A 4,767-nucleotide genomic window follows, 5' to 3' on the forward strand; every position below is an offset into this window, starting at 1 on the left:
ACATCTCGAAGCGTGGAGAACGGCCGCCTCCGCTGTCCCGGAAAGAACCGCAGGTCAGCAGGTCGGGTGACCTGCGACGTTAAACGTCAAGCTCATCTGGGGTGCGGTTGGACGTGCGCTAGAAATCGAACACAAGCACGGCTCACCCTCCGCCCGCCGCTCCCCCACCATCGCCATGTCGCTCAGGGCCTCACCAACCCGAGCAGCGAGGACAGGCTCCAGGCGTGCGGACACTCTGGCCGGCCCGCCCTCGTCCCCCATCGCCAGGACCAGATGGTGTGGTCTGAGCCGGGGGCCGGTGAACCCCAGCACCAGGGCGTCGACCGTGTCCGCGTGCCGAACCTTCAACCACCGGCGCTGTCCCGATGAATAGCCGGCACTGCCGCGTTTGCAGACGATTCCTTCGATGCCCTGCTCGCGCAGGGCGTCGTACCAGAGCACGGCGACGTCCCGGTCGTCGGTGGCCGGGGTGACCTGGAGCGGCGGCCCGACATCGGCGAGGAGGCCTAGAAGGAAGGCGCGGCGCTCGGTGTACGGCAGGTGTCGGCAGTCGCCGTCCGGGTGCTGCAGGACATCCCAGCAGATGTAGGAGGCCGGGTACCGGGCTGCCAGGGCGCGGGCCCGGGTCGTGGATGACGCGGCCCGTGACTGCGCGGCAGCGAAGTCGAGCCGTCCGTTCCGCCAGATCACGGCCTCGCCGTCCAGGACCGTGCCGGGGCGCAGTGTCATGCCGGCGACGGCCAGGTCCATCCAGTGCTGGGTGACGACTCTGCCGGACCGGGCGTACAGCACGACGGTCTCTTCGGTACGGCGCAGCACGGTCCGGTGGGGGCTCGTACCACCAGCCCGGTCCCTGGGGCAGGACCGGGACGGTTTGGGCCAGTGCCGCCTTGGTCGGGAATTCCACGGAACCGATCCTGCGAGCCCGGCGCCTGCGAGGCGCGTCGGGCGGTCCGTACGGCCCTACCCGTCGACGAGCCCCGTCTGGGGCTTGCAGATCTGGCATGCCTCGATGTCCGGCTCCGCCAAGGCGATCACTGCTTCCTCGCGGGTGAGGAATCCGCCCTCGACCGGATACAGGCCACAGTCCCCGCGGTGCACCAGAGCCGCCGACGACGACCGCTGCGGCTGGATCTTCCACCGCAGCGCGGCGTGCGCCCGCTCCCGACGCCGCCGCTCCTGCTCCTCCCGGACCTCAAGCTCCCGGATCCGGCCCCGGACCTGACGCAGCTGCCACTCCAGCCACTCGACCAAGGCCCGGTTCTTGTCCAGGTCGGATATCCCGCCGGGGCCGGACACGGCTACGCCTCGTCCCCGGCCGGCTCGTGGGCGTGCTTGAGCGCCATGCGGGCCCCGACACGGTCGCCGGCTTCCACGGAGTCCCAGAAGGGGTGGGTGGACACGGTGGTGCTGAGCTCCAGAAGCCGGGCGCGGAAGCGGGTGACTTCCGCGGCCTGGTCCTCGGTGTATCCCGGGCTGTCCGGCTTCGAGGAGACGTAGTTGCTGTGGAGCTGCTTGTCGCTCTCCCAGCCGGGCATCGGCTCGGCCGACCACGGCAGGTCGCTGGCGTACTGCTCGCAGGCGGCGCGGGTCTCGTGAAGAGCGATCTGGGCATCGCGCAGATCTTGCGGGAAGGGGAAGGTTTTCGGCACGCCCGAATAGTACTTCTGTTCGAATATCGGATGCGAATGACGTGCCGAAACCTCACAAAACGGCGCATTAAGGTGTCCTGTGCCGGTGAAGGTTGAGTGTTGTCACCGAAGATTGGTGACTGGTGGGTTGTGCCGTCGAAGGTTGATCATTCGGTGGACGGGTCGGCCCCGACCGGGATGCCGGTCGGGGCCGTGGTGATGCGGAAGCGGCTGGGTGAGCCGGTTCAGTAGAGGTAGCTGGTGTTGCCGCCGAGAGAGGCGGCTACGGTCTTGTAGCCGGTATGGGGCAGGGAGATGTCGACCGGAGTCGGGTTCTCGGTGATGTCACCGTCGCCGATCTGGCCTTCATTGTCGTGGCCCCAGGCGATGACCCGGTCGGCGAAGACGGCGAGGCTGTGCCGGGCTCCTGCCGCCAGCACCTGGGCTCCTGCGAGGTGTTTGACCTCGACGGGCGCGTTCAGGTTCGTGCGGGAGGTGACTCCATCGCCGGCATCTCCACGGATCTGGGAGTACTGGTCGTTGCCCCAACCCCAGACGGCCCCGTTCCCGTCGGTTGCGAAGTTGGTCCAGGCGCCGACTGTGATGGAGGTGATGTTCTCCAGCAGGTCGACGTCGACGGGGAGCGTGGCGGACTTGGTGGAGGAGTTGCCGAGCTGGCCGTAGAGGTTGTAGCCCCAGGACTTGACCGTGCCGTCGGCGGTCAGCGCGAGGGCGTGGTGGCCGCCGGCGGCGATCCACACAATGTTCTCCAGGCCCTGGACCTGCCGGGGTACGGAGCTGGTGGCGCGGGTGCCGTTGCCGAGCTGGCCGTGGATACCGCGGCCCCAGGCGTACACCTTGCCGTTCTCCAGGAGTGCGAGGCTGAAGTCGGCGCCGGCCGAGATCTGCTTGACCTTGGGCATGCCCTGGACGCGGTCGGGGACCGTACGGCTGTCGCCGGTGCGGTTGTTGCCGAGCTGGCCGTACGCGTTGTCGCCCCAGGAGTAGACCTGGCCGCCGATGTCGAGGGCGAGGGCGTGCCTTCCGCCCGCCGCGATGTCCTTGATGTTGGCCAGGCGGGGGACCGTGGTGGGCACGGCCTGGCTGGTGTTGCTGCCGATGCCGAGCTGGCCATAGGCGTTGGAGCCCCAGGACTTGACCGTCTTGTCGGTACGGGTGAGGGCGAACGAGTCGGCGGACGAGGTGCCACCGGCCGAGACCTGGTCGACGTCGCCGCGGAAGAGACTGGTGACCGAGGACGGACTGAGGCTGTCGCTCAGGGTGCCGTTGCCGAGCTGCCCCACCCGCCCCGCGCCCCACGCGAGAACGGTAGGCCGATTTTCCGCATTCTCAATCAAATCGGAGATCAGGGACCTTCCAAAAATCGTCGGCGCAATCTCTCGCGACTGCACCCTCACCCTCCCCCAGTAGCGCGCCGAAAGCGGTGAAGACGATCAAGAAGACCGAAAGTGATCAGCATTGAATGGCACGCGATCAAAGTTCGCTTCACCATCGGGAGTACCTGTGGACCAGTTCCCTGAGGAGTCGGACTACTTACTGAGGTTCATCGCGCGATGTCGCTCGCCACAACTCCTGAGCTGCGGCGATGCCTGAGGCACGGGCGGCTTCACTCGAAGATCACCTCTCATCGGGCTTCCGTCGGTGCAGGTGGCCAAGACGCGGTACAGGTTGCGGCCACGGCTCAACGGGCGGCGACATGGCAGTAGTTGGTGCCCTATACCGTTGCCCCGTTAACTGCCGTTCAAGGAGGACACCTGTGTCGGATGAGTCAGAAGAGACCATGCTCACCCACATCCAGCCCGACGGGGTCGCTCCAGGAAACGGCTACAGCCATGTGGTTGTGGGCGAAGGACGACTGGTTGTCATCTCCGGACAGGTCGCACTGGACGAACAGGGAAATGTGGTCGGGAAGAACGACGCCGCCGCCCAGGCCCGTCAGGTCTTCGAGAACCTGCGGCGCTGTCTGGCGGCCGGCGGCGCTACGTTCGCGGAGGTCGCGAAATTCACCTTCTACGTAACCGACGTCGCCATACTGCCGGAGGTGCGGGCCGCCCGCGACGCGCACATCGACACCGCGCGTGCGCCGGCCAGTACCGCAGTACAGGTGGCCGCCCTGTACCGGCCGGAGCTCATGCTGGAGGTGGAAGCCCTGGCCGTGATCCCCTGGTGACTCGGTAACCCTCTGACCCGGCGGTTGAACGTTTACTGATGATCTTCGAGTGAAGCCACCAAGGACTCCGACAGCACCGCACTTCAGGGATTGGGACGAGCGACATCACGCGAACCCGCCCGGGGCTGTCCTCCGATCAGCCCGGACCCGGCCAGCGCAGCCATATTGATCTGGTTCGCTGTCCGGCCTCCTCACCAGCGGATTGCCAGCTCGTCGAGAGCGGCGGTCTGCTGGGGTGTGAGGCGCCCCTGGTTGCGGCGGGTGCGCTGGACATTGAGCCAGGCGTCAAGGCGGCGGCCGTTGACGACGGTGGGTGCGGGTGGGTCGAGGTGGCCGTGGGCGGCGTGGTAAGTGCGGGCGTCGTCGAGCCGGTTCTGCCACGCGTCTTGGGTCCGTACGTCGGCCATGCCGCGGCCGGGGGTCCAGTCGATGCCGAGCTCGTCCAGTGCTGCGATGCGGTCGGGGGCGAGGGTGCCGCGCCGGTGGGCGGTGCGCTGCCGGGACAGCCATACGGTCAGGTCGGTGCCGTCGATGACGGTGCCGGCCGGGGGCCGCAGGTGGCCGTGGGTGGCGTGGTAGCGGTGTGCGGCCTGGAGGGCTTGCTGCCAGCGGGCGGCGCGGGGATCCCACTCCATGCCGAGTTCGTCGAGCGCCTCGATCCGCTCGTCGCTCAGGTTGCCGTCGCGGCGCGCGCGGCGCTGTCTGGTGAGCCAGTTGCTGAGGGCTTTGGCGTCTGCGCCGACGGAGGTCTCGGAGGAGCTCAGGTGGCCGTGGCGTTCGTGATAAATGCGGGCAGTGGCAAGACCCGAGGCGAAAGGCCCGGCGTCCGAAGAGTTTTCGCGGGCGCGTTTGAACCTTCCCCTTGATCGTGGACACCTGGAGACTGGGACGTGAGGTTCCAGAGGAAGTAGCACCAGGTGGGAAGCAAGTACACGAAGCGGTACA

The 4,767-nt window shown here is 67.5% G+C and carries 6 protein-coding genes and 1 pseudogene; 1 reads left to right on the forward strand and 6 read right to left on the reverse strand.

The window, feature by feature from the left end; all coding sequences use genetic code 11:
- Positions 1–54: 54 nt before the first annotated feature.
- The 4 genes from ACFYY1_RS43105 to ACFYY1_RS43120 form a co-directional block, all read right to left on the reverse strand.
- Entirely contained in the window at positions 55–819 is a 765-nt protein-coding gene (locus tag ACFYY1_RS43105; RefSeq protein WP_388595566.1) for a DNA ligase, read from the reverse strand.
- Positions 820–963: 144 nt separating this feature from the next.
- Complete coding sequence (locus tag ACFYY1_RS43110) at positions 964–1,299, reverse strand: DUF6233 domain-containing protein (RefSeq protein WP_388595568.1); 336 nt, start codon at positions 1,297–1,299, stop codon at positions 964–966.
- 2 nt (positions 1,300–1,301) lie between these two features.
- Positions 1,302–1,652, reverse strand: a complete 351-nt coding sequence (locus ACFYY1_RS43115) for a hypothetical protein (RefSeq protein ID WP_388595569.1) — start codon at positions 1,650–1,652, stop codon at positions 1,302–1,304.
- 224 nt (positions 1,653–1,876) lie between these two features.
- Entirely contained in the window at positions 1,877–3,049 is a 1,173-nt protein-coding gene (locus ACFYY1_RS43120) for an RCC1 domain-containing protein (protein WP_388595571.1), read from the reverse strand.
- 383 nt (positions 3,050–3,432) lie between these two features.
- Here ACFYY1_RS43120 and ACFYY1_RS43125 point away from each other — a divergent pair, with 383 nt between their 5' ends.
- Positions 3,433–3,822 (forward strand): RidA family protein, encoded by a 390-nt coding sequence (locus ACFYY1_RS43125; protein ID WP_360935190.1) that lies wholly within the window; start codon positions 3,433–3,435, stop codon positions 3,820–3,822.
- 191 nt (positions 3,823–4,013) lie between these two features.
- On the opposite strand, the gene ACFYY1_RS43130 is transcribed toward ACFYY1_RS43125, so the two are convergent.
- Positions 4,014–4,457, reverse strand: coding sequence for a helicase associated domain-containing protein (locus ACFYY1_RS43130; protein ID WP_388595572.1), 444 nt, complete (start codon positions 4,455–4,457; stop codon positions 4,014–4,016).
- A 9-nt stretch (positions 4,458–4,466) separates the two neighbouring features.
- Positions 4,467–4,736, reverse strand: a pseudogene (locus tag ACFYY1_RS43135) (helicase associated domain-containing protein); the annotation flags it as partial.
- Positions 4,737–4,767 lie beyond the last annotated feature (31 nt).

This window comes from Streptomyces sp. NPDC001890 (assembly GCF_042891445.1).
Classification (GTDB): Bacteria; Actinomycetota; Actinomycetes; order Streptomycetales; family Streptomycetaceae; genus Streptomyces.

What these genes read in the sequence shown, in the direction of transcription:
- ACFYY1_RS43130 (WP_388595572.1), bottom strand. Translation starts at nt 4,457, where the DNA reads ATGGAGTGGGATCCCCGCGCCGCCCGCTGGCAGCAAGCCCTCCAGGCC.
- ACFYY1_RS43125 (WP_360935190.1), top strand. Translation starts at nt 3,433, where the DNA reads ATGCTCACCCACATCCAGCCCGACGGGGTCGCTCCAGGAAACGGCTAC.